Genomic DNA, 19,745 nt, shown 5'->3' with positions numbered 1-19,745 from the left:
GTCAGGCTGGGCGCGGGCGCGCGCCGAACAGTGCGGTACCGATGCGCACCAGGGTGGCACCTTCGGCGATGGCTTCAGCGTAGTCGCCACTCATTCCCATCGACAGGGTGTCCACCTGCGGGTGCTGGGCAGCCAGTGACTGAAAAAGTGTGCGCATGCGCACGAACGCATCCCGACGGCGCTCGGCCTCGGGCCACGGCGCGGGAATCGCCATCAGGCCGCGCAGGCGAAGGCTGGGCTCGGCGGCAATCGCCGAGGCCAGTACTTCCACCTGCTCGGGCGCACAGCCGTGCTTGCTTGATTCGTCGTCGATGTTGACCTGGATCAGCACGTTCAGCGGGCCACGCGCGGCCGGGCGATGGCGTGCCAGCGCGGTCACCAGCTTGGAACGGTCCACGCTCTGCACCCAGTCGAAATGGCTGGCCACGGCATCGGCCTTGTTCGACTGCAGGTGGCCGATCAGGTGCCATTCCAGCGCCAGGTGCTGCAGCGCCTGCATCTTGGCCAGCGCTTCCTGCACATAGTTCTCGCCGAAGGCATGCTGTCCCTGTGCGGCCAGCGCGGCCACGGCTTCGGCCGGTTGGGTCTTGGAAACGGCCAGCAGGCGCGGATCGGGCCGGCCGGCCGCTTCGGCGGCAGCATGCAGGTTGCTCAGGATCTGGGGCAGGGGAGTGGCCACGTAACGCGTTCCGTTGAATCAGGAGGCTATACTGCCGCCCGGGGAAAGATCCTTCCAGTCGAAGCCGTTATTGGGGAGTAGCCGCTCATGGATATCGCCGAACTGCTGGCGTTTTCCGTAAAGAACAAAGCGTCCGACCTGCACCTGTCCGCAGGCCTGCCGCCGATGATCCGCGTGGACGGCGACGTTCGCCGGATCAACATCCCGGCCCTGGACCACAAGCAGGTCCATGCGCTGGTGTACGACATCATGTCCGACAAGCAGCGCCGCGATTACGAGGAATTCCTCGAAGTGGACTTCTCGTTCGAGATTCCGTCGCTGGCGCGCTTCCGAGTGAACGCGTTCAACCAGAACCGCGGCGCCGGTGCGGTGTTCCGTACCATTCCGTCCGAGGTGCTCACCCTCGAGGACCTGGCCTGCCCGCCGCTGTTCCGCGAGGTGATCCAGCAGCCGCAGGGCCTGATCCTGGTGACCGGGCCGACCGGTTCGGGCAAGTCGACCACGCTGGCGGCGATGATCGACTACATCAACAAGAACGAGTACGGCCACATCCTTACCGTCGAGGATCCGATCGAGTTCGTGCATACCTCGCAGAAGTGTCTGATCAACCAGCGCGAAGTGCACCGCGACACGCACGGCTTCAATGAAGCACTGCGCTCGGCGCTGCGTGAGGACCCGGACATCATCCTGGTGGGCGAACTTCGTGACCTGGAAACCATCCGCCTGGCACTGACCGCCGCCGAAACCGGCCACCTGGTGTTCGGCACCCTGCACACCAGTTCGGCGGCCAAGACCATCGACCGCATCATCGACGTATTCCCGGCCGGCGAAAAGCCGATGGTGCGTTCGATGCTGTCCGAGTCGCTGCGTGCGGTGATCTCGCAGGCGCTGCTGAAGAAGGTTGGCGGCGGTCGTACCGCTGCGTGGGAAATCATGGTCGGCACCCCGGCCATCCGCAACCTGATCCGCGAGGACAAGGTGGCGCAGATGTACTCGGCCATCCAGACCGGCCAGCAGTACGGAATGATGACCCTGGACCAGCACCTGCAGGACCTGGTCAAGCGCAGCCTGATCACGCGCAACCAGGCCCGCGAGTACGCCAAGGACAAGCGCCTGTTCGAGTAAGGCGGGGCAGCAACGGGCGGCACGCGCAATGGCGCGGCCGCTCCCATGTTGTTTCCTGCACCGACCATCAGCTGCCACACGCCTTTCCGGGAGCCCGCCGTGAACACCACCGCGACCACCATCGATTTCACCTCGTTCCTCAAGCTGATGGCGCACCAGCGCGCCTCGGACCTGTTCATCACTGCGGGCATGCCGCCGGCGATGAAGGTCAACGGCAAGATCTCGCCGATCACGCAGACGCCGCTGACGCCCCAGCAGAGCCGCGACCTGGTCCTCAACGTGATGACCCCGGCGCAGCGCGAGGAGTTCGAGAAGACCCACGAATGCAACTTCGCCATCGGCCTGTCCGGTGTCGGCCGCTTCCGTGTCAGCTGCTTCTACCAGCGCAACCAGGTGGGCATGGTGCTGCGTCGTATTGAAACGCGCATCCCGACCGTGGAAGAACTGAGCCTGCCGCCGATCATCAAGACGCTGGCGATGACCAAGCGCGGCATCATCCTGTTTGTCGGCGCCACCGGTACCGGTAAATCGACCTCGCTGGCGGCGATGATCGGCTACCGCAACCAGAACTCGACCGGCCACATCATCACCATCGAAGACCCGATCGAGTTCGTGCACAAGCACGAGGGCTGCATCATCACCCAGCGTGAAGTCGGCATCGATACCGACAGCTGGGAGGCGGCACTGAAGAACACGCTGCGCCAGGCGCCGGACGTGATCATGATCGGCGAGGTGCGTACCCGCGAAGGCATGGACCATGCCATCGCGTTCGCCGAAACCGGCCACCTGGTGCTGTGCACCCTGCATGCCAACAACGCCAACCAGGCGATGGACCGCATCGTCAACTTCTTCCCGGAAGACCGCCGCAACCAGCTGCTGATGGACCTGTCGCTGAACCTCAAGGGCGTGGTCGCGCAGCAGCTGGTGCCGTCGCCCGATGGCCGCTCGCGCAAGGTCGCGATGGAGATCCTGCTGGGCACGCCGCTGGTGCAGGACTACATCCGCGACGGCGAGATCCACAAGCTGAAGGAAGTGATGAAGGACTCGGTCCAGCTGGGCATGAAGACCTTCGACCAGAGCCTGTTCGAGCTGTACCAGGCCGGCGAGATCAGCTACGAGGACGCGCTGCGCTATGCCGATTCGCAGAATGAAGTGCGCCTGCGCATCAAGCTCAGCCAGGGCGGCGATGCACGCACGCTGTCGCAGGGCCTGGATGGCGTGGAGATCTCCGAGATCCGGTGACCCGGCCGGCATCGGTCGTGACCAGATTGATGAATTCCGGTCATGACCGACTGCCATCTGGTCGGTTCAATCCAGGGCCAATGCAGGCGTATCGTCAGCGCTCCCCCTCTGGAGCATGACGATGCAGACACGTGAACTCGGCCGCAGCGGCCTGAAGGTTTCCGCCCTTGGCCTGGGCTGCATGGGCCTGAGCCATGGCTATGGCCAGCCGGTCGAGCGCAGCCAGGGCATCGCCCTGCTGCACGCCGCCGTCGAACGAGGCGTGACCTTCTTCGACACCGCCGAGGTGTACGGGCCGTACACCAACGAAGACCTGCTCGGCCAGGCGCTGGCGCCGTACCGCGACAGGCTGGTGATCGCCACCAAGTTCGGCTTCAGGGATGCGCGCGTCGATACCGGCCTGGACAGCCGCCCGGAGAACATCCGCGCGGTGGCCGAGGCCAGCCTCAAGCGCCTGCGCACCGATCATATCGACCTGTTCTACCAGCACCGCGTCGACCCGAACGTGCCGATCGAGGATGTGGCCGGCACCGTGCGCGACCTGATCGCCGAAGGCAAGGTTGGCCACTTCGGCCTGTCCGAGGCCAGCGCCGCCACCGTGCGTCGCGCGCATGCGGTGCAGCCGGTGGCAGCCGTGCAGAGCGAGTACTCGCTGTGGTGGCGCGAGCCGGAGCGTGAACTGCTGCCGACCCTGGAGGAACTGGGCATCGGGTTCGTGCCGTTCAGCCCGCTCGGCCGTGGCTTCCTGACCGGCGCGATCAGCGCCGACACCACCTTCGACGCCAACGACTTCCGCAACACCGTGCCGCGTTTCGAGGTGGAGGCGCGCCGCGCCAACCAGGCGCTGGTTGACCGCATCCGTACGATCGCCGCGGCCCGTGGCGCCACACCGGCGCAGGTGGCGCTGGCCTGGCTGCTGGCGCAGGCGCCGTGGATCGTGCCGATTCCGGGCACCACCAAGGTCCATCGCCTGGAAGAAAACCTGGGCGCGGCCGACCTGCAGCTGAGGCCGGAGGAACTGCAGCGCATCGCGCAGGCGCTGGACGAAGTGTCGATCGTCGGCGAGCGCTACAACGCGCAGCGTGCAGCGCAGGCCAAGGGCTGACCGTGGTAGGTGCGGACCGTTGGTCCGCACTTCCCAGCTCAGCCCTTCATCGGCCCGCGCAGCGCATCCAGCACCGTGCGCATCGCCACGGTCACGTGGCGGCGCGACGGGTAGTACGCGTAATAACCATCGAAGTGCGGGCACCAGTCGTCCAGCACCGACTGCAACCGGCCATCGTCCAGCATCGGCTGCACCTGGTCTTCCGGCAACCACGCCAGCCCGCTGCCCGCCAGCGCGGCGGCGCGGGTCATGCCCATGCTGTTGAAGATCCACTGACCGCTCACGCGCACGCTCAGTTCGTTGCCGTCCTGGCCGAAATCCCACGGCATCAGCCCACCGTGGGTGGGCAGGCGCAGGGTCACGCAGTTGTGTGCGGCCAGGTCGTCCGGGTGCCGAGGCACCACGTGCTGGCGGAAGTAAGTGGGTGCGCCGACCACGCGCATGCGCAGCGGCGGACTGACCGGCACGGCGACCATGTCGCGGGCCAGCCGCTCGCCCAGGCGGATGCCGATGTCGTAGCGCTCGGCGACGATGTCGGCCAACCCGTAGTCGGCGGTCAGCTCCACCTTCAGGTCCGGGTACTGCTGCAGCAGCGGTGCCAGCCGTGGCCAGGCGATGTATTCGGCGGCGTGGCCGGTGGCATTGATGCGGATGGTGCCGGCCGGGCGCTCGCGGTATTCGGCCAGCGCGGCCAGTCCGTCCTCGATCTCGGCCAGGCGCGGGGCGAGCGTTTCCAGCAGGTGGGCGCCGGCCTCGGTGGTGGACACGCTGCGCGTGGTGCGTGTCAGCAGGCGCACGCCAAGGCGCTGCTCCAGGCCGCGCATGGCATGGCTGAGCGCAGACTGGGAGACGCCGAGCTGGGCGGCGGCCCTGGTGAAGCTGCCCTCGCGGGCAACGTGGACGAAGGCCTGCAGGTCGTTGAGATTTTCGCGGGGCATGACGGGATGATACGGCCGGGCTGCGCCCGGCACCTGCCGAAACAACGGCAACGTCAACTTCAAAAGCGGGCTTCCTGCGGGAGGCGGGGTGGCTCAGGTTGCGGGGGACGGCGCAAGTCCCCCTCCGGGGCCCGGCCCAGCCGCTGGCGGCTGTGCGCTCGGGCGCTTGTGAAGCAGTGCTTCGCAAGCAAAGCGCCCTCACCCATGTAGCCTCGGTCGCGCCATCCATGGCGCTCACGCCCCCGCAACCTGAGCCACCCCGCCTTCGACAGTTTCCCGCGAGCTGTTGGAACCTGCTGCTGATGGTAGGTGCCGACCGTTGGTCGACACGGGGTCGGATGTGTGGGGATGTCGATTTCCACGTCTGTGGTTCGTCGAATGGATGACTTTCAACGGGAGCTGCACATGAGCACTGATACCAGGCCGAAAGGCCCGGCCTCGTATTTCCCCTCCATCGAGAAGACCTACGGGCAGCCGGTGGCGCACTGGTTTGGCCTGCTGTCGAAGAAGAAGGGACTCAAGCACATGGAACTGGTCAGCTTCCTGAAGAGCGAGCACGGCCTGGGCCATGGCCACGCCAACGCGCTGGTGGCGCACCATCTGGCCGGCAAGGGCTGATCGGCAAGGGCGCAAGCAGGGTGGGGCGCATTCAGCTGAACGATTTCATCTGCAACTGTCATGCGGATCGTGTCTAATAGCGCTCCCCACCTGCTGTTCCCCCCATCCGTATGTCCCTTCCCTCCCATGGCCCCGCGCCGTGCGACGACGCTGACGGCCACCTGGTCACCGCTGGTCCGCTGACCCCGCCGCCGGACAGCGCTGGTACCACCGCCGGCGAAAAAGCGCTGCGCCACTCGATCGCCGAGGACGTGCAGGGCATGGTGCTGGCCACGATGGTGGCCTCGCTGGGCCTGGCCATCTTCGCCAAGAGCGGGCTGATGATCGGCGGCATGGCCGGCATGGCCTTCCTGCTGCATTACGCGCTGGACTGGAACTTCGGCGTGGTGTTCGTGCTGGTCAACCTGCCGTTCTACTGGGTGGCGCTGCGGCGCATGGGCTGGGAATTCACCCTGAAGACCTTTGCCGCGGTCACTGCCTGTGGCGTGCTGACCGACCTGCTGCCGCGCTGGATCGACTTCTCGCACATCCACCCGCTGTACTCGGCGATCGTCGGCGGCGCGTTGTCCGGCCTGGGCATCCTGTTCTTCATCCGCCACCGTGCCAGCCTTGGTGGCATCGGCATCCTGGCGGTGTACCTGCAGCGCACCCGCGGCTGGAGTGCGGGCAAGGTGCAGATGTCCTACGACGCCTGCCTGATGGTGGCTGCGTTCTTCGTGTTGTCGCCGTCGAAAGTGCTGTATTCGGCCATCGGCGCGGTGGTGCTCAGCCTGGTGCTGATGTTCAACCACCGCCCCGGGCGCTACATGGGCGTGTGATGATTCGACGGTAGTGCCGGCCGCWGGCCGGCAACACCWGAGGCGTTMCGAGGCTGCCGGCCAGCGGCCGGCGCTACCGGAACCCGCGCGGGGTAGCGCCGGGCCATGCCCGGCGGATATCCATCAACCACCGGCGGCCTGCAACCACGGCGGCGACAGCGTCAGCAGCCGCGCATGCACCGGGCAGTCCGCAGCATGCGCGCCGGGCAGGTAGCCCAGGCTCATCAGGAACTCGCCGGTGATCTCGCCACCGGTGAAACGGAACGTCTTCTTGAACAGCTTCACCCAGTCGGCCTTGCTGCGCGGGTGATGCGCATCCAGCCACGCCGCGAAGCTGCCATGGCCGGCCCGCAGCTGCTGGATCACCTGCGCGTTGTGGATCGCGGCCAGCACCTTCAGCCGGTTGCGGATGATGCCCGCGTCCGACAGCAGGCGTTCGATGTCCTGCCCGGCATACGCTGCCACGCGGTCCACATCGAAGCCGTCATAGGCGGCGCGGAAGCCCTCGCGCTTCTTCAGGATCGTTTCCCAGCTCAGGCCGGCCTGGTTGATCTCCAGCACCAGCCGCTCGAACAGTTCGCGCTCGTCCCGCTGCGGGAAGCCGTACTCGTTTGCGTGGTAGTAATCGTGCACCGGATGGCCCGGGGCGATGAGGCAGTAGCCGGACACGTTGAATTCCTGCGGTACGGGCTGGTCATTATGCGCGCCGTGACCGCCGGGTGGAGGCGCCCGGCGCGCCCAGCCGCTAGAATGGGGCCATGCCTGTAACGCCGACCTCCCTTGCCGATCACCTGCTCGTCGCGCTGCCGTCGCTGCTCGACGCGACCTTCGCCCGCAGCGTCGCGCTGATCTGCCAGCACGACGAGAACGGGGCGATGGGCGTGCTGGTCAACCAGCCGTCCGAGTACACGCTGGGTGAAGTGCTCGCGCAGATGGACATCAGCACCGGTGATGGCGACCTGCAGGCGCGCATGGTGCTCAACGGTGGTCCGGTGCATCCCGAGCGCGGCTTCGTCATCCATGACGACGCGCGGGCGTGGGATTCCAGCCTGACCGTGGGCGACGGCCTGTACCTGACCACTTCGCGCGACATTCTTGAAGCGATGGCGCGCGGCGAAGGCCCGGCCAATGCCGTGGTCACCCTCGGCTGTGCCGGTTGGGGTGCAGGGCAGCTGGAAAGCGAGCTGTCCGAGAACAGCTGGCTGACCGTGCCGGCCGACGCCGAGCTGGTGTTCCAGCTGCCACTGGAGCAGCGCTGGCAGGGTGCGGCCTCGCGTATCGGCGTGGACCTGTTCCGGCTGACTGATTACAGCGGCCATGTCTGAGCCGGCCGCGCCCGCACCGATATCTCCTGCCCCGGCGATCCGCCGTGACGGCACCGTGCTTGGCTTCGATGTCGGCTCGCGACGGATCGGCGTGGCCATCGGCAGTGCCTTCGCGGCGCATGCGCGCGCGGTGGCCGTGGTCGATGTGCACGGCAACGGCCCGGACTGGACTGCGATCGAGCGCCTGCTCAAGGAATGGAAGCCCGATGGCCTGGTGGTCGGCGACCCGCTGACCCTGGACGGCCAGGACCAGCCCAACCGCAAGCGCGCGCAGGGCTTCGCCCGCCAGCTGCGGGAACGCTTCAAGCTGCCGGTGGTGATGATCGACGAGCGTTCCAGCTCGGTCGAGGCCGCCCGCCGCTTCGCCGTCGAGCGCGCCGAAGGGCGCAAGCGCCGCCGCGATGCGGCCGCCCTCGATGCCGTGGCCGCGGCGGTGATCATCGACCGCTGGCTGTCGTCGCCGGACGACGCCACCCCTATTCCCTGACTGCCCGACTCCCACCATGACTGCCCAGCAAATCGATGCCTCCGGACGCCTGCGCCACCTGCTGACCCTGGAGGGCCTGCCACGCGAAACCCTGCTGCAGCTGCTCGACCGCGCCGGGCAGATCCGCGACGCCGCGGTCGGTCGCGTCGGCAACAAGCGTCATGTACTGGCCGGTTCGGCGGTGTGCACGCTGTTCTTCGAGCCGTCCACGCGCACCCGCAGCTCGTTCCAGCTGGCCGCGCAGCGCCTGGGTGCCGATGTGCTGAACTTCGATGCCTCGACCTCGTCCACGCGCAAGGGCGAAACCGCCTGCGACACACTGCGCAACCTGGAAGCGATGGGCGTGCGCGGCTTCGTCGTACGCCACCCCGATGACGGCGCCGTGGCCGCGCTGGCTGAAGCGGCGGGCGAGGGCACCGCGCTGATCAATGCCGGTGATGGCCGCAGTTCGCACCCGACCCAAGGCCTGCTGGACATGCTGACCCTGCGCCAGGCCAAGGGCCCGGATTTCTCGAAGCTGAAGGTGGTGATCGTCGGCGACGTGAAGCACTCGCGCGTGGCCCGCACCGACCTGCATGCGCTGCGTACACTCGGCGTGGGCGAGATCCGCGTATGCGGCCCGCAGTCGCTGCTGCCGGACGACGAGACCCTGAAGGGCTGCGTGGTCGGCGATGATTTCGACGTGATGCTGGAAGGCGTTGATGCGCTGATGATGCTGCGCCTGCAGCGCGAGCGCATGGAAGAAGGTCTGGTGCCGTCGCTGGAGCAGTACCATGCACAGTACGGGCTGACCAACGAGCGCCTGGCCCGCGCCGGCAAGGACGCGGCGGTGCTGCACCCGGGCCCGATCAACCGCGGCGTGGAAGTGACCGACGAAGTGGCCGACGGCCCCCAGTCGTGGGTGCTGCGCCAGGTCGCCAACGGCGTCGCCGTGCGCATGGCCGTGCTGGAAACCCTGCTGGGTTGATCGCCCTGGTGGGTGCAACCTTGGTTGACACACTCACCGCGCGGCTTGTCCGCGCACCGCTGTGGTAGATGCCAACCTTGGTTGGCACTATCCCTCCGTGCCCAAGTTGTCGAGCGGGTCACACGAAGCCCCAAGCTCCCATTCGCACCATGCATGGGGATATTGCCCCAGCCGGGTCGTCAGCCCGGCCCTGATCGGATTTCCCATCAGGTACATCGCATGCCGGTGCAACGATTCGTAAGCGCGGATCGCATGATCGTGACAGCAGGCCTGCCAGAAGCGCCCGACTCGCCCCAGCAACCGGTTTGCCTGCTGGGCTGTGCGCGACTTGAAACGCTTCATGACGGTTTCCAGCGTTCCCGCACGTAGTTCGACCAGCCAGTGGATGTGGTCGGGCATGACCACGTAGGCAATCGAGCGGGTGAAGCCTTCCTGATCCAGTCGCTGGAATTCGCGCACTGCCAAGGCGGCCGCTGCGGCGTTGGTGAAGAGAGGCGCGCGGTCATGGACGACGGTGGTGAGAATTTAGCTGAGGCCGATGCTGGAGCGACGGCCGAGCAGGAGACGGGTGTTCTGCATGGAGCAGGCATGGACTGGCCTGCTTCCAGTGAACATCGGGGAATGGCTTTGTTTCAGGTAGGCCAGTGCCAACCAAGGTGGGCAGCTACCAGAGCAGTCAATGCCAACCAAGGTTGGCAGCTATCAGGAGCTGCGGTTCAGCGCTTCTGCGCGAACAGCCAATCCCACATCGCCGGGTCCGCATAGGTGGCGTCCCAGGCGTTGTGGTTGCCGTCGGGGTACTCGGTATAGCGCACGTCGCGCGCATTGGTGGCCAGGAAGACGTTGTGCAGCCGGCGGTCGTCGTCCGGCGGCACCACATCGTCCAGGGCGCCGTGGAAGATCCAGATCGGCGTCTGCCGCAGGCGTTGGGCGATCACCGCATACGGATCGGCTTCCTGGGCGACCTGCTCGACGAACAGGGTCGGTCGCTTCGCGCGCGGTGCAAACACGGCACCGCATACCGGTACGATCGCGGCAAAGCGGTGCGGGTCATCCAGGGCGATGTTCCAGCTGCCGTAACCGCCCATCGACATGCCGGTCAGGTACTGCCGTGCCGGGTCGGCGCTGAATTCAGCGACGGTCGCGTCCAGTGCGGCCAGCGCCATGCGGTTGTTGCGGCCGCTCCATTCCGAGTGCTTCGCTGCCTGCGGGAAGACGACCAGGGCCGGGAAGCCGGGGTGCTCGCGCAGATAGGGGCCCAGTCCCGAGTAGGTCTGTTTGACACCATCGCTGCCGCGCTCGCCGGAGCCGTGCAGGAACAGGATGACCGGGACGTTGGTGGGAGCGGTGGCCTGCACGCCGGCCGGAATGAACACCTGGTAGTAGGCGGTCTCGCCATCCACCTTCACCGCGCGGCCCTCGAAATGCCCGCGCGCGCTGTCCGGCAACGAGGCACAACCGGACATCATCAGTACGGCCAGCAGCGGCAGACAGCGCGATATCGAACGGACCATGGGACGTCCCGAGGTGGTAGGGTCACCTGCATCGTAGTCCGCGGTGGGTCAACGCAGCATCATGCGCTGCGTCACTCCGGCCGAGGGAAGCTGGCGATGATCTCCAGCTGCTCCTGCGCTTCGGCATTGCCTTCGGCAGCAGCGGCCTGCACCTGTGCCATGTCCGGGTGCAGCACCACCAGCAGCGGGTTCTCGCAGACCGGGCAGTCGTATTCGGTGGCGTCCTCGTCCAGTTCCATTTCCATGGCGCGCGAGCTGCCCTTCCATTCGCAGGCCGGGCAGGTGTGCTGCTGGTCGCGCCAGCCGGGCTGGAAGTAGTTTTCGATGGTCGTTGCCATGGGTGTTCCAGTTGGGATCGGGTCAGGGCCCCGCGTGGCGGGGATCCGACCCTGCAGGGTTCAGTGCAGCAGCACCAGGGTGGCCAGGCCGAGGAAGGTGAAGAAGCCCATCGAGTCGGTCACGGCGGTCAGGAAGATGCCGCTGGCCAACGCCGGGTCGAAGCCGAAGCGTTTCAGCGTCAACGGCACCAGAACGCCCGCCAATGCAGCGAACAGGAGGTTGCAGGTCAATGCAATGGCAATCACTGCGGACAATCCGGGCGAGTGGAACCAGGCCAGCACGATCAGGCCCAGCACCGAGCCCAGCATCACGCCGTTCAGCAGCGCGACCCGTACTTCCTTCCACAGCAGGGTGCGGGCGTTGGAGGCGCCCACCTGGCCCAGCGCCAGGCCGCGCACCATCAACGCCAGCACCTGGGTACCGGCGTTGCCGCCGAGGCCGGCGACGATCGGCATCAGCACCGCCAGCGCCACCAGTTTGTCGATGGTGCCTTCGAAATGGCCGACCACGCTGGAGGCCAGGAAGGCCGTGCACAGGTTCACCGACAGCCACATCAGGCGGCGGCGCATCGCGCGCCAGACCGGGCTGAACAGATCCTCGTCCTCGTCCAGGCCGGCGGCGCCCAGCGCCTGGTGCTCGGCCTGGCCGCGGATGATGTCGACCACGTCATCGATGGTGATGCGGCCGATCAGGATGTTGTTGTCATCCACCACCGGCGCGGAGATCCAGTCATGGTCGGAGAACTGGCGGGCGACTTCCTGGTCGCTCTCGCCGACGTCGATGGCTGGCTGCTCGTCGTCGATCAGGCGGTTGATCGGTGTGGTGTCCTCGTGGGTCACCAGTGCCGCCAGCGACACCCGGCCGAGGTACTGGTGGCGGCGGCTGACCACGAACAGGTGGTCGGTGTGGTCTGGCAGTTCACCGCGCAGGCGCAGGTAGCGCAGCACGACGTCGACGTTGACGTCGGCGCGCACGGTCACCACGTCCGGGTTCATCAGGCGGCCGGCACTGTCCTCGGGATAGGACAGCACCTGTTCCAGGCGCTCGCGGTTCTCGCGGTCCATCGACTTGAGGACTTCGTCGATGACCGTGTCCGGCAGGTCTTCGACCAGGTCGGCCAGATCGTCGATGTCCAGGTCTTCGACCGCGGCGATGATCTCGTCCGGGTCCATGTCCGCGAGCAGGCTTTCGCGCACGTCGTCGCCGACGTGGACCAGCACCTCGCCATCATCTTCTGGATCAACCAGGCCCCACACCACCTCGCGCTTGCCCGGCGGCAGCGATTCGAGCAGGTTGCCGATCTCGGCCGGGGCCAGGGTGTTGACCAAACGACGCACCGGGCCCAGCCGGCCGCTGTCCAGTGCATCGGACAGCATCCGCAGTTGGCGCGCAGTCTTGTCGTGGCGTACAGCTTCAGCCATCGCAGCTCCCGCGGGGATAAGAAAAGCCGCGATCCCGGCAAGGATGCGGCAACAGGGGTGTTCAGCGCGTCATTATCGCAAGGGGATGTTTCAACGCCTACCCCGACGGGAGGCTGGGGTCAGATCCCTTTTMCACAGGAAAAGGGATCTGACCCCGCGCGTGCATGCCCGGCGAATCAGCACCGGGCTCAGGCCGTTTCGGCCACCAGCGCCAGCCAGCGTTCGATCGCGCGGCGGTCGCGTGCGGCCAGCAGCTTGGGCGCGCGTGCACGCAATGCCGCCAGATCGGCCTCGCGGATCGCACGGCGTACTTCCAGCAGCGTGCCCGGGTGCAGGCTGAATTCGGTCAGGCCCAGTGCCAGCAGCAGCGGGGTCATCCGCGCATCGCCGGCCATCTCGCCACAGACCGCCACCGGGATGCGGTGGCGCGCGCCGGTCTCGATCACCATCTGCAGCAGCCGCAGCACCGCCGGGTGCAACGGCGAATACAGCTCGCCCAGCGCTTCATTGTTGCGGTCGGCCGCCAGCAGGTACTGCACCAGGTCATTGGTGCCGATCGACAGGAAATCGACCAGGTCGATGAAGCTTTCCAGGGCCAGCGCAGCGGCAGGGACTTCGATCATCGCGCCCAGTGGCACGTGGTCGGACACCATGTGGCCTTCGCCGCGCAGCTGTTCGGTCAGCTTGAGCATGCGCCGGCGCACTGCCAGCAGTTCCTCACGGGTGCTGACCATCGGCACCAGCACCCGCAGCTTGCCGTAGGCCGAGGCGCGCAGGATCGCGCGCAGCTGGGTGTCGGCTACCTTCGGCCGTGCCAGCGACAGGCGTACGCCACGCAGGCCGAGCGCCGGGTTTTCCTCGTTGCTCAGGGTCAGGCCGGTGCGATCAGCCTTGTCCGCGCCCAGGTCGAGGGTGCGGATGGTCACCGGCCGCCCGCTCATGCCCAGTGCGGCATCGCGGTAGGTCTGGAACTGTTCTTCTTCGTCCGGCAGCTCGTTGCGCTGCAGGAACAGGAATTCGGTGCGGTACAGGCCCAGGCCATGGGCGCCCAGCGCATGCGCCTGGGTCACGTCCTCCAGCGATTCGGCATTGGCCAGCAGGGCGATGTCGACCTGATCGCGGGTGCGGCTGGGCTTGCTGCGCAGGCGGCCAAGCTCGCGCTGTTCGCGCGCGTGTTCCTTCAGTCGTGCGCGGTAGTCGCGCAGATTGTCAGCCTGCGGATTGGCGGTGATGCTGCCGTCGGCACCGTCGATGATCAGCACGTCGCCATCGGCGATGCGGCTGAGCAGCTGCGGCACGTTGACGATCAGGGGCAGGTGCAGGCTGCGTGCCAGGATCGCGCTGTGCGAGAGCGCGCTGCCGGCGGCGGTGACGATGCCGACCACGCCCTGCGCCTGCAGCTGTGCCAGTTCGGAGGGCGCGATGTTGTCGCAGACCAGGATTTCCCCGGCCAGGCCTTTCACCGCCGGCGGGCGTTCGGGCTGCAGGAAGGCATGGATGCGGCCGATCACATGGTCGAGGTCGTCCATGCGGCTCTTCAGGTAGGCATCGTCCATGCCGTCGAAGACCTTGGCCAGGCGGTCGCGCTGCAGGCGCAATGCATAGCCGGCGCTGTACGGTCCGCTGCGGATCAGTTCGTCCAGGCCATACAGCAGCTCGGGATCGTCCAGCAGCAGCGCATGCAGGTCGAGGAACTCACCCACTTCCTGGTTCAGCGCGCCATGCAGGCGCTGGCGCAGCTCGTGCATCTCGGTGCGCGCGGCGTCCACCGCGCGATGCAGGCAGGCCAGCTCGGCCTCGACCTGGTTGGCGGCAACGCGCTGCTCGGCCACTTCCAATGCATGCGGCAGGCGCACGCGGGCGCGGCCCATTGCCGTGCCGCGGGCGGCACCATGCCCGGCCAGCAGCAGTACCGGCCGTTGGCCGGAAGGGGGCTGGCCGGCGCGTGCGCGCGGCACGCTCAGCTGTCCTCGTCGAAACGGCGTTCGAACAGGCCGACCACCGCCTCCATCGCGGCGGCTTCGTCCTCGCCGTTGATGCGCACGGTGACCGGGGTGCCCTGGCCGGCGGCCAGCAGCATCACGCCCATGATGCTCTTGGCGTTGATCTCACGGCCTTTGGCGGCCATGGTCACGTTGCAGCGGAACGGCGCCAGGGTCTGCACCAGCTTGGCGGTGGCCCGGGCGTGCAGGCCCAGGCGGTTGCTCACGGTGAGTTCTCGTTCAAGCATCGTCGACTATCGCTCCATTACGGGTACCCGCCGCGGCTGTGGCGGGCAGTTGATCCAGTCCCTGTTCCGGATAATTCATCACCCGCAGCAACATCGGCAGGCTCAGCGCCGACACCCGGCGAACCGGGGTCCCCAGCCGGGCCAGCTGCCCGGCAAGGTTGGCGGGGCTGGCGCCGTACAGGTCGGTCAGGATCAGCACGCCGTCACCCCCATCGACCCGCCGCAGGGCGGCCGAGGCAAGCGGGAGCAGGGCGTCCAGGTCTGCGTCGAACGGTACTTCGAAAGCTTCGGTTTTCAGCGGCAATTGCCGCAGGAGCCGGGTCGCCACGTCAAGCAGGGCGGTCCCGACCCCGGGATGTGTTACGAGGAGAATGCCACAGGTCATTACTGCACGTTAACAGGTCAAGGTGAATCGGCGATAGCAGCAGGAGAGGGGCACTGTGTCCCGTATTCAGCGTTGCTGGGGTCGGAGCCCTTTTCCCCTGGAAAAGCATCCGACCCCATGCGTTTTTCGATGCCTGACCGAGATTCATCCACGCATGGCGTGGATCTACCGTGTCGACCAAGGTCGACACCTACCAACAGCACACGGAATCTGTCAGAGGCGGGGCGGTGTGGGTAGGCAGGACCGTTGGCGCCATGGATGGCGCCATCGAGCCCCCAGGGACGGGTTTACGGCGTGTCCTGCCTACCCACACCGCCTCGCCATGCCACGGAATGCCGCTTTTGCTTTTGCTGTTGCCGGCCAGCGGCCGGCGCTACCMGCGGGTGCCGGGCGCAGCCCGGCCGACCTCCTCAATCCTGTTCGCGGTGGTAGGTCGCCACGTCTTCCCAGCCCATCTCACGCGCATGCCGGGCCATGCGCTCGGCCAGGAACACCGAGCGGTGCTTGCCGCCGGTGCAGCCGAACGCCACGGTCACATAGCTGCGGGTGCCATCCCCCAGCTTCGGCAGCCAGGTGTCAAGAAAGTCCGTCAACTGGGCCAGGTAGCGCTGCACATCCGGCTGCGCCTCCAGGTAATCGCGCACGCCGGGTTCGCGACCACTCAGCGCACGCAGTTCCGGGTCCCAGTGCGGGTTGGGAAGTACCCGCGCATCGAACACGAAGTCCGCTTCGGCCGGCACGCCGCGCTTGTAGGCGAACGATTCGAACAGCAGCGACAGGCCGGTGGCATGGTCCATCGTGAACTCGGTGATGATCCGGCGCCGCAGCTGGTGCACGTTGAGGCTGCTGGTGTCGATCACCGCATCGGCCTCGCGGCGCAGCGGTGCGGTCAACTCGCGTTCGCGGGCGATGGCTTCGGGCAGGGACAGCCCCAGCTGGCTCAACGGATGGCGACGGCGGGTGTCGGCGTAGCGCTTGAGCAGCGTTTCGTCGCTGGCTTCGAAGAACAGCACCTTCACGTCCACGCCGGCGTCGGCGGCCAGCTGCCGCCAGTCGCCCAGCTGGCTCAGGTCGGCCTGCCCACGCACGTCGATGCCTACGGCCAGCCGGCGCGGTGCACTGCCGCCGCGATGGGCCAGCAGGCTGCGCACGAAGTCCGGCAGCAGGTTGATCGGCAGGTTGTCCGAGCAGTAGTAGTCCTGGTCCTCGAAGGTCTTCAGGGCGACGGATTTACCCGAGCCGGACAGGCCGCTGACGATCATCAGGGTCGGGGCGGAGGGGGTGACGGTGCTCATGGACAGGCTCTTCGAAGGGCAGGGGTCAGGGCGTTCGCCGTTCCAGCAGGTTGCTGTGGCGGGCGATGAACATTGCCGCCGGGTCGATGCCCTTGGTGCGCAGGATATGCAGGCGGGTGGCCGCCTCGGTCAGCACGGCCAGGTTGCGGCCGGGCATCACCGGCAGGGTGATCAGCGGCACGTCCAGGTCCAGCACATGGCGGGTGCCCGAATCGCCGGTGAGGCGCTCGTAGCCATGCGGGGTGGGTTCGGTCATCGGCTTGGTCAGGTGAACGATCAGCCGAAGGTACTTGTTCTTCTTTACAGCCGTGTCGCCGAACATCTCGCGCACGTTCAACACACCCAGGCCGCGCACTTCCAGCAGGTCCTGCAGCAGCTCCGGGCAGGTGCCGTCGAGTACATCGGGTGCGATCTGGGTGAATTCGGGGGCATCGTCGGCCACCAGGCGATGGCCACGGCTGAGCAGTTCCAGCGCCAGTTCGCTCTTGCCGGATCCCGCTTCGCCGGTGATCAGCACGCCGATGGAGTAGATCTCCATGAACACGCCATGCAGGATCACCCGTGGCGCCAGCGTCCGTGCCAGATGGTAGGAGAGGTGGTTGAGCAGTTCGTGGCCGCGCTTGGGCGACAGCCACAACGGGGTGCCGGATTCATCGGCGGCGGCACGCAGGTCTTCCGGGCAGGCCTGGTTGCGGGTCAGCACCAGTGCCAGCGGGTGCGACTGCATGATTTTTTCGATCGTTTCCCAGCGCTGGCGCGGTTCAAGTGCGTCCAGCCAGGACAGTTCCTCGGTGCCCAGGATCTGCACCTTGTTGGGGTAGATCGCATTGAGGTAGCCGGCCAGCGATGGGCGCCGCGAGACCGTATTGCCGGCCTCCAGCTCGCGCTTCTCGCCGGACTTGCCGGCTGCCCAGCGCAGCCCCAGCCGCTCGCGCTGCTGTTCGAACAGTTCACGGGCGGTGATGCTGGTATTCATGCGGCACTCGCAGGTGGGGTCATGTCCAGCGCCTCGCGCAGGGCCCGCGCGTCGCCTGCCTGGCGCAGTGCCTGGCGGATATCCGCTGCCGAGAACAATTCGGCCAGCTCGGACAGCAGCATCAGGTGCTGGTGGGTGTAGTGGGCGGGAACGGCCATCGCGAAAACCAGGTCCACCGGCTCGTCGCCACCGAAGTCGACCGGGGTGGCCAGGCGAAGCAAGGCGCCACGGGGGCGGTCCAGGGTCGGCGCGCGGCCGTGGGGGATGGCGATGCCGTGGCCGATCGCGGTGCTGCCCAGCGCTTCGCGCTGGCACAGGTTCAGATAGATCTGTTCGGCGTTGGCCTGGCGGCAGGCCAGCAATCCGGCGGCGGCCTGCAGGACGCTGTCACGGTCGGTGGCCGTGCAGAGCTGGGTCTGCACGGCCGCCAGGAGGTCAGTCAGGGGCATGTCTGCGGGGAACAGTGGCGATCAGCCACCATTGTCGCCCACCGGCAGCGGTGCGTGCTGCTGTTTTTTCTCCTTGTGCTTGATCACCAGGCGGTCAAGCTTGTCCGCAAGCAGGTCGATCGCGGCGTACATGGTCTGGGCATTGGCCTCGGCGTGCAGGGTCTGGCCGGGAATGTTGAGGCTGGCGTCGACGTGGTGTTCGGTCTTCTGCAGCTTGAGGGTCACCCGCGCTTCGCAGTGCTGGTCGAAGTGTTTGCCGATCCGGGCCAGCTTCTCCTCTACATAGGACTGCAGGGCCGGGGTGACTTCGACATCTTTGCCAAACGTTTCGATGCGCATCGGGTTTCTCCTGTGTTCGGATGTGCCAATGAACCTCTCCGCCGGGCGCGGCGGCGCGTCAAGCGATTCTGACCCTTTCGTGCGAGGCGGAAATGTTCATGGCTTCACGATACTTCGCCACGGTGCGTCGCGCTACTGGAATTCCCGACGATTTGAGCAGGTCAGCCAGCTTGGCGTCAGAAAGCGGCTTGCGCGGGTTCTCGTCGTCGATCAGGCGGCGGATCATCGCCTGGATGGCGGTGCTGGATGCTTCGCCGCCGCCCTCGGTATCAATGCCCGAGGCGAAGAAGGCGCGCAGCGGCAGGGTGCCGCGCGGGGTACGCACGTGCTTGCGCGCGATCGCGCGCGACACCGTGGATTCGTGCAGGCCGAGCTCGGCGGCGATCTCGCGCAGGGTCAGCGGGCGCAGGGCCTGCTCGCCGAACTCCAGGAAACCGGCCTGCTGCAGGATCAGGCTGCGTACCACCCGCAGCAGGGTCTCGCCGCGCTGCTGCAGGCCCTTCAGCAGCCAACGGGCTTCCTGCAGCTGGGCACGCAGGTAGCCGGCATCGGCGTCGCCACAGCGGCGGATCAGCTGTTCATAGCCGCGATGGATCACCACCTTCGGTCCGGCATGCCCGGCCAGCGCCGCACGCCACACGCCGTTCTGCCGCCACACCACTACGTCCGGCACCACGTAGGTGTCCTGCGACAGGGGGGCGATCTGGGTACCTGGACGCGGGTCCAGCGAGCGCAGCAGGGCGACCGCGGTCTCGACCTCGTCCAGCGGCTGCTTCAGTTCATGGGCGAGCCCGGCGACGCCGCTGCGCGGCAACCGCTCCAGTGGTCCTGCGGCAATCTGTCGCGCCAGCAGCAGGCCCGGCGTTTCGTCGGCCAGCACGTCCAGCTGCAGCTGCAGGCATTCGCCAAGCGTGCGTGCAGCCACACCGACCGGATCAAAACGCTGGATGCGATGCAGCACGGCGAGGATCTCGTCCTCGTCGGCGTGGATCGCCGGCAACAGGGTTTCCGCGATGGTGGCCAGCGGCTCGCGCAGGTAACCGTCGTCGTCCAGTGCATCGATCAGTGCCGCGCCGATGCTGCGATCGCTGGCAGAAAGATGCGACAGGTGCAGCTGCCACAGCAGGTGGTCGGCGAGCGTCTCGGTTTCGGCCACGCGTTCGGCGGCGCTGCCGGTATCGTCGTCATCATCGAAGCTGCCACCGCTGCCGGTCGCCGTCCAGTCCAGTTCGGCCGGCGCCCAGTCGTCGCCTTCATCGCTGCCTTCTGCAGGCGCTTCGTTGACGTTGCCATCGCTGCCTTCATTGGCGGCGCTGCTGTCGTTGCTGTCGGCCCAGTCCAACAGTGGGTTGCTCTCCACTGCCTGGGCGATCTCCAGCTCCAGCTCGGTGGTCGACATCTGCAGCAGCTTGATCGCCTGCTGCAACTGGGGCGTGAGCACCAGTTGCTGTCCCAACGATGTCTGCAGCCGAGTCTTCATGCCTGTGCCGAAA

General features: G+C 66.9%; 23 protein-coding genes. 8 read left to right on the top strand and 15 right to left on the bottom strand.

The annotated features are described in order from the left end of the window. Position 1 precedes the first annotated feature (1 nt). Positions 2 to 679 carry a YggS family pyridoxal phosphate-dependent enzyme gene (locus D7T59_RS08720; protein WP_180851420.1) on the bottom strand — a complete coding sequence of 226 codons (678 nt, stop codon included), beginning with the start codon at positions 677 to 679 and terminating at the stop codon, positions 2 to 4. An 87-nt stretch (positions 680 to 766) separates the two neighbouring features. Between D7T59_RS08720 and D7T59_RS08715 the strand changes: the two genes are divergently transcribed. From D7T59_RS08715 to D7T59_RS08705, 3 genes are all read left to right on the top strand, one after another. Beyond that, positions 767 to 1,804: a type IV pilus twitching motility protein PilT gene (locus tag D7T59_RS08715; RefSeq protein WP_004147099.1), complete on the top strand. Its 1,038-nt coding sequence runs from the start codon at positions 767 to 769 to the stop codon at positions 1,802 to 1,804. Between the two features lie 99 nt (positions 1,805 to 1,903). Next, positions 1,904 to 3,046, top strand: coding sequence for a PilT/PilU family type 4a pilus ATPase (locus D7T59_RS08710; protein WP_005408369.1), 1,143 nt, complete (start codon positions 1,904 to 1,906; stop codon positions 3,044 to 3,046). 121 nt (positions 3,047 to 3,167) lie between these two features. Beyond that, on the top strand, positions 3,168 to 4,151 hold the full coding sequence (locus D7T59_RS08705; protein ID WP_180851421.1) for an aldo/keto reductase: 984 nt from the start codon (positions 3,168 to 3,170) through the stop codon (positions 4,149 to 4,151). Between the two features lie 38 nt (positions 4,152 to 4,189). On the opposite strand, the gene D7T59_RS08700 is transcribed toward D7T59_RS08705, so the two are convergent. After that, the gene (locus tag D7T59_RS08700) at positions 4,190 to 5,089 is read right to left on the bottom strand and encodes a LysR family transcriptional regulator (RefSeq protein ID WP_164136981.1); all 900 of its coding nucleotides are present in this window, start codon (positions 5,087 to 5,089) and stop codon (positions 4,190 to 4,192) included. Positions 5,090 to 5,494: 405 nt separating this feature from the next. Here D7T59_RS08700 and D7T59_RS08695 point away from each other — a divergent pair, with 405 nt between their 5' ends. Continuing rightward, positions 5,495 to 5,707, top strand: a complete 213-nt coding sequence (locus D7T59_RS08695) for a DUF4287 domain-containing protein (protein ID WP_164136982.1) — start codon at positions 5,495 to 5,497, stop codon at positions 5,705 to 5,707. Between the two features lie 110 nt (positions 5,708 to 5,817). After that, positions 5,818 to 6,525, top strand: a complete 708-nt coding sequence (locus D7T59_RS08690; RefSeq protein ID WP_180851422.1) for a YitT family protein — start codon at positions 5,818 to 5,820, stop codon at positions 6,523 to 6,525. Positions 6,526 to 6,648: 123 nt separating this feature from the next. Here the strand turns inward: D7T59_RS08690 and D7T59_RS08685 are convergent, their stop codons facing one another. Continuing rightward, positions 6,649 to 7,194 carry a DNA-3-methyladenine glycosylase I gene (locus D7T59_RS08685; protein WP_180851423.1) on the bottom strand — a complete coding sequence of 182 codons (546 nt, stop codon included), beginning with the start codon at positions 7,192 to 7,194 and terminating at the stop codon, positions 6,649 to 6,651. An 89-nt stretch (positions 7,195 to 7,283) separates the two neighbouring features. Here D7T59_RS08685 and D7T59_RS08680 point away from each other — a divergent pair, with 89 nt between their 5' ends. Genes D7T59_RS08680 through D7T59_RS08670 form a run of 3 tightly spaced genes read left to right on the top strand, consistent with a single transcriptional unit; the run spans position 7,284 to position 9,304 of the window. Beyond that, a complete protein-coding gene (locus D7T59_RS08680; protein ID WP_109814075.1) occupies positions 7,284 to 7,850 on the top strand; it encodes a YqgE/AlgH family protein in 567 nt (188 codons plus the stop codon). A gap of 19 nt (positions 7,851 to 7,869) precedes the next feature. Beyond that, entirely contained in the window at positions 7,870 to 8,337 is a 468-nt protein-coding gene (ruvX, locus tag D7T59_RS08675; protein ID WP_180851461.1) for a Holliday junction resolvase RuvX, read from the top strand. Positions 8,338 to 8,353: 16 nt separating this feature from the next. After that, entirely contained in the window at positions 8,354 to 9,304 is a 951-nt protein-coding gene (locus tag D7T59_RS08670) for an aspartate carbamoyltransferase catalytic subunit (RefSeq protein WP_180851424.1), read from the top strand. Between the two features lie 87 nt (positions 9,305 to 9,391). Here D7T59_RS08670 and D7T59_RS08665 read toward each other — a convergent pair whose 3' ends face one another. The 12 genes from D7T59_RS08665 to D7T59_RS08610 form a co-directional block, all read right to left on the bottom strand. Next, positions 9,392 to 9,829, bottom strand: a complete 438-nt coding sequence (locus D7T59_RS08665) for an REP-associated tyrosine transposase (RefSeq protein WP_343203071.1) — start codon at positions 9,827 to 9,829, stop codon at positions 9,392 to 9,394. Between the two features lie 191 nt (positions 9,830 to 10,020). Next, entirely contained in the window at positions 10,021 to 10,818 is a 798-nt protein-coding gene (locus D7T59_RS08660) for a carboxylesterase family protein (RefSeq protein WP_180851425.1), read from the bottom strand. A gap of 71 nt (positions 10,819 to 10,889) precedes the next feature. Further along, positions 10,890 to 11,156: a hypothetical protein gene (locus D7T59_RS08655; RefSeq protein WP_164136987.1), complete on the bottom strand. Its 267-nt coding sequence runs from the start codon at positions 11,154 to 11,156 to the stop codon at positions 10,890 to 10,892. A 60-nt stretch (positions 11,157 to 11,216) separates the two neighbouring features. After that, positions 11,217 to 12,578 (bottom strand): magnesium transporter, encoded by a 1,362-nt coding sequence (gene mgtE, locus D7T59_RS08650; protein ID WP_005408383.1) that lies wholly within the window; start codon positions 12,576 to 12,578, stop codon positions 11,217 to 11,219. A 188-nt stretch (positions 12,579 to 12,766) separates the two neighbouring features. After that, the gene (ptsP, locus tag D7T59_RS08645) at positions 12,767 to 14,536 is read right to left on the bottom strand and encodes a phosphoenolpyruvate--protein phosphotransferase (RefSeq protein WP_164136988.1); all 1,770 of its coding nucleotides are present in this window, start codon (positions 14,534 to 14,536) and stop codon (positions 12,767 to 12,769) included. Between the two features lie 2 nt (positions 14,537 to 14,538). After that, positions 14,539 to 14,808 (bottom strand): HPr family phosphocarrier protein, encoded by a 270-nt coding sequence (locus tag D7T59_RS08640; RefSeq protein WP_005408385.1) that lies wholly within the window; start codon positions 14,806 to 14,808, stop codon positions 14,539 to 14,541. Further along, positions 14,801 to 15,193: a PTS sugar transporter subunit IIA gene (locus D7T59_RS08635; protein ID WP_005408386.1), complete on the bottom strand. Its 393-nt coding sequence runs from the start codon at positions 15,191 to 15,193 to the stop codon at positions 14,801 to 14,803. The genes D7T59_RS08640 and D7T59_RS08635 overlap by 8 nt, the downstream gene beginning before the upstream one ends. Before the next feature lie 410 nt (positions 15,194 to 15,603). Continuing rightward, positions 15,604 to 16,488 (bottom strand): RNase adapter RapZ, encoded by an 885-nt coding sequence (rapZ, locus tag D7T59_RS08630; protein ID WP_180851426.1) that lies wholly within the window; start codon positions 16,486 to 16,488, stop codon positions 15,604 to 15,606. Between the two features lie 25 nt (positions 16,489 to 16,513). Then, the gene (hprK, locus tag D7T59_RS08625; protein WP_005408388.1) at positions 16,514 to 17,464 is read right to left on the bottom strand and encodes an HPr(Ser) kinase/phosphatase; all 951 of its coding nucleotides are present in this window, start codon (positions 17,462 to 17,464) and stop codon (positions 16,514 to 16,516) included. Then, positions 17,461 to 17,913 (bottom strand): PTS sugar transporter subunit IIA, encoded by a 453-nt coding sequence (locus tag D7T59_RS08620; protein ID WP_106551096.1) that lies wholly within the window; start codon positions 17,911 to 17,913, stop codon positions 17,461 to 17,463. Before D7T59_RS08620 ends, hprK begins: the two co-directional genes overlap by 4 nt. A 21-nt stretch (positions 17,914 to 17,934) precedes the next feature. Then, positions 17,935 to 18,252 (bottom strand): ribosome hibernation-promoting factor, HPF/YfiA family, encoded by a 318-nt coding sequence (gene hpf / locus D7T59_RS08615; protein WP_004147311.1) that lies wholly within the window; start codon positions 18,250 to 18,252, stop codon positions 17,935 to 17,937. A gap of 58 nt (positions 18,253 to 18,310) precedes the next feature. Then, complete coding sequence (locus D7T59_RS08610; protein ID WP_180851427.1) at positions 18,311 to 19,732, bottom strand: RNA polymerase factor sigma-54; 1,422 nt, start codon at positions 19,730 to 19,732, stop codon at positions 18,311 to 18,313. Between the last annotated feature and the right edge of the window lie 13 nt (positions 19,733 to 19,745).

It is taken from the genome of Stenotrophomonas maltophilia (genome assembly GCF_013464915.1).
GTDB lineage: Bacteria > Pseudomonadota > Gammaproteobacteria > Xanthomonadales > Xanthomonadaceae > Stenotrophomonas > Stenotrophomonas maltophilia_AT.
The sequence above is the reverse complement of the archived record's forward strand: the minus strand, read 5'-3'. Positions and strand labels throughout refer to the sequence as shown.

What these genes read in the sequence shown, in the direction of transcription:
- D7T59_RS08700 (WP_164136981.1), bottom strand. Translation starts at nt 5,089, where the DNA reads ATGCCCCGCGAAAATCTCAACGACCTGCAGGCCTTCGTCCACGTTGCC.
- D7T59_RS08620 (WP_106551096.1), bottom strand. Translation starts at nt 17,913, where the DNA reads ATGCCCCTGACTGACCTCCTGGCGGCCGTGCAGACCCAGCTCTGCACG.
- D7T59_RS08670 (WP_180851424.1), top strand. Translation starts at nt 8,354, where the DNA reads ATGACTGCCCAGCAAATCGATGCCTCCGGACGCCTGCGCCACCTGCTG.
- D7T59_RS08635 (WP_005408386.1), bottom strand. Translation starts at nt 15,193, where the DNA reads ATGACCTGTGGCATTCTCCTCGTAACACATCCCGGGGTCGGGACCGCC.
- D7T59_RS08640 (WP_005408385.1), bottom strand. Translation starts at nt 14,808, where the DNA reads ATGCTTGAACGAGAACTCACCGTGAGCAACCGCCTGGGCCTGCACGCC.
- D7T59_RS08680 (WP_109814075.1), top strand. Translation starts at nt 7,284, where the DNA reads ATGCCTGTAACGCCGACCTCCCTTGCCGATCACCTGCTCGTCGCGCTG.
- rapZ (WP_180851426.1), bottom strand. Translation starts at nt 16,488, where the DNA reads ATGAGCACCGTCACCCCCTCCGCCCCGACCCTGATGATCGTCAGCGGC.
- mgtE (WP_005408383.1), bottom strand. Translation starts at nt 12,578, where the DNA reads ATGGCTGAAGCTGTACGCCACGACAAGACTGCGCGCCAACTGCGGATG.
- D7T59_RS08715 (WP_004147099.1), top strand. Translation starts at nt 767, where the DNA reads ATGGATATCGCCGAACTGCTGGCGTTTTCCGTAAAGAACAAAGCGTCC.
- hpf (WP_004147311.1), bottom strand. Translation starts at nt 18,252, where the DNA reads ATGCGCATCGAAACGTTTGGCAAAGATGTCGAAGTCACCCCGGCCCTG.
- D7T59_RS08660 (WP_180851425.1), bottom strand. Translation starts at nt 10,818, where the DNA reads ATGGTCCGTTCGATATCGCGCTGTCTGCCGCTGCTGGCCGTACTGATG.
- hprK (WP_005408388.1), bottom strand. Translation starts at nt 17,464, where the DNA reads ATGAATACCAGCATCACCGCCCGTGAACTGTTCGAACAGCAGCGCGAG.
- D7T59_RS08690 (WP_180851422.1), top strand. Translation starts at nt 5,818, where the DNA reads ATGTCCCTTCCCTCCCATGGCCCCGCGCCGTGCGACGACGCTGACGGC.
- D7T59_RS08705 (WP_180851421.1), top strand. Translation starts at nt 3,168, where the DNA reads ATGCAGACACGTGAACTCGGCCGCAGCGGCCTGAAGGTTTCCGCCCTT.
- D7T59_RS08655 (WP_164136987.1), bottom strand. Translation starts at nt 11,156, where the DNA reads ATGGCAACGACCATCGAAAACTACTTCCAGCCCGGCTGGCGCGACCAG.
- D7T59_RS08610 (WP_180851427.1), bottom strand. Translation starts at nt 19,732, where the DNA reads ATGAAGACTCGGCTGCAGACATCGTTGGGACAGCAACTGGTGCTCACG.
- D7T59_RS08695 (WP_164136982.1), top strand. Translation starts at nt 5,495, where the DNA reads ATGAGCACTGATACCAGGCCGAAAGGCCCGGCCTCGTATTTCCCCTCC.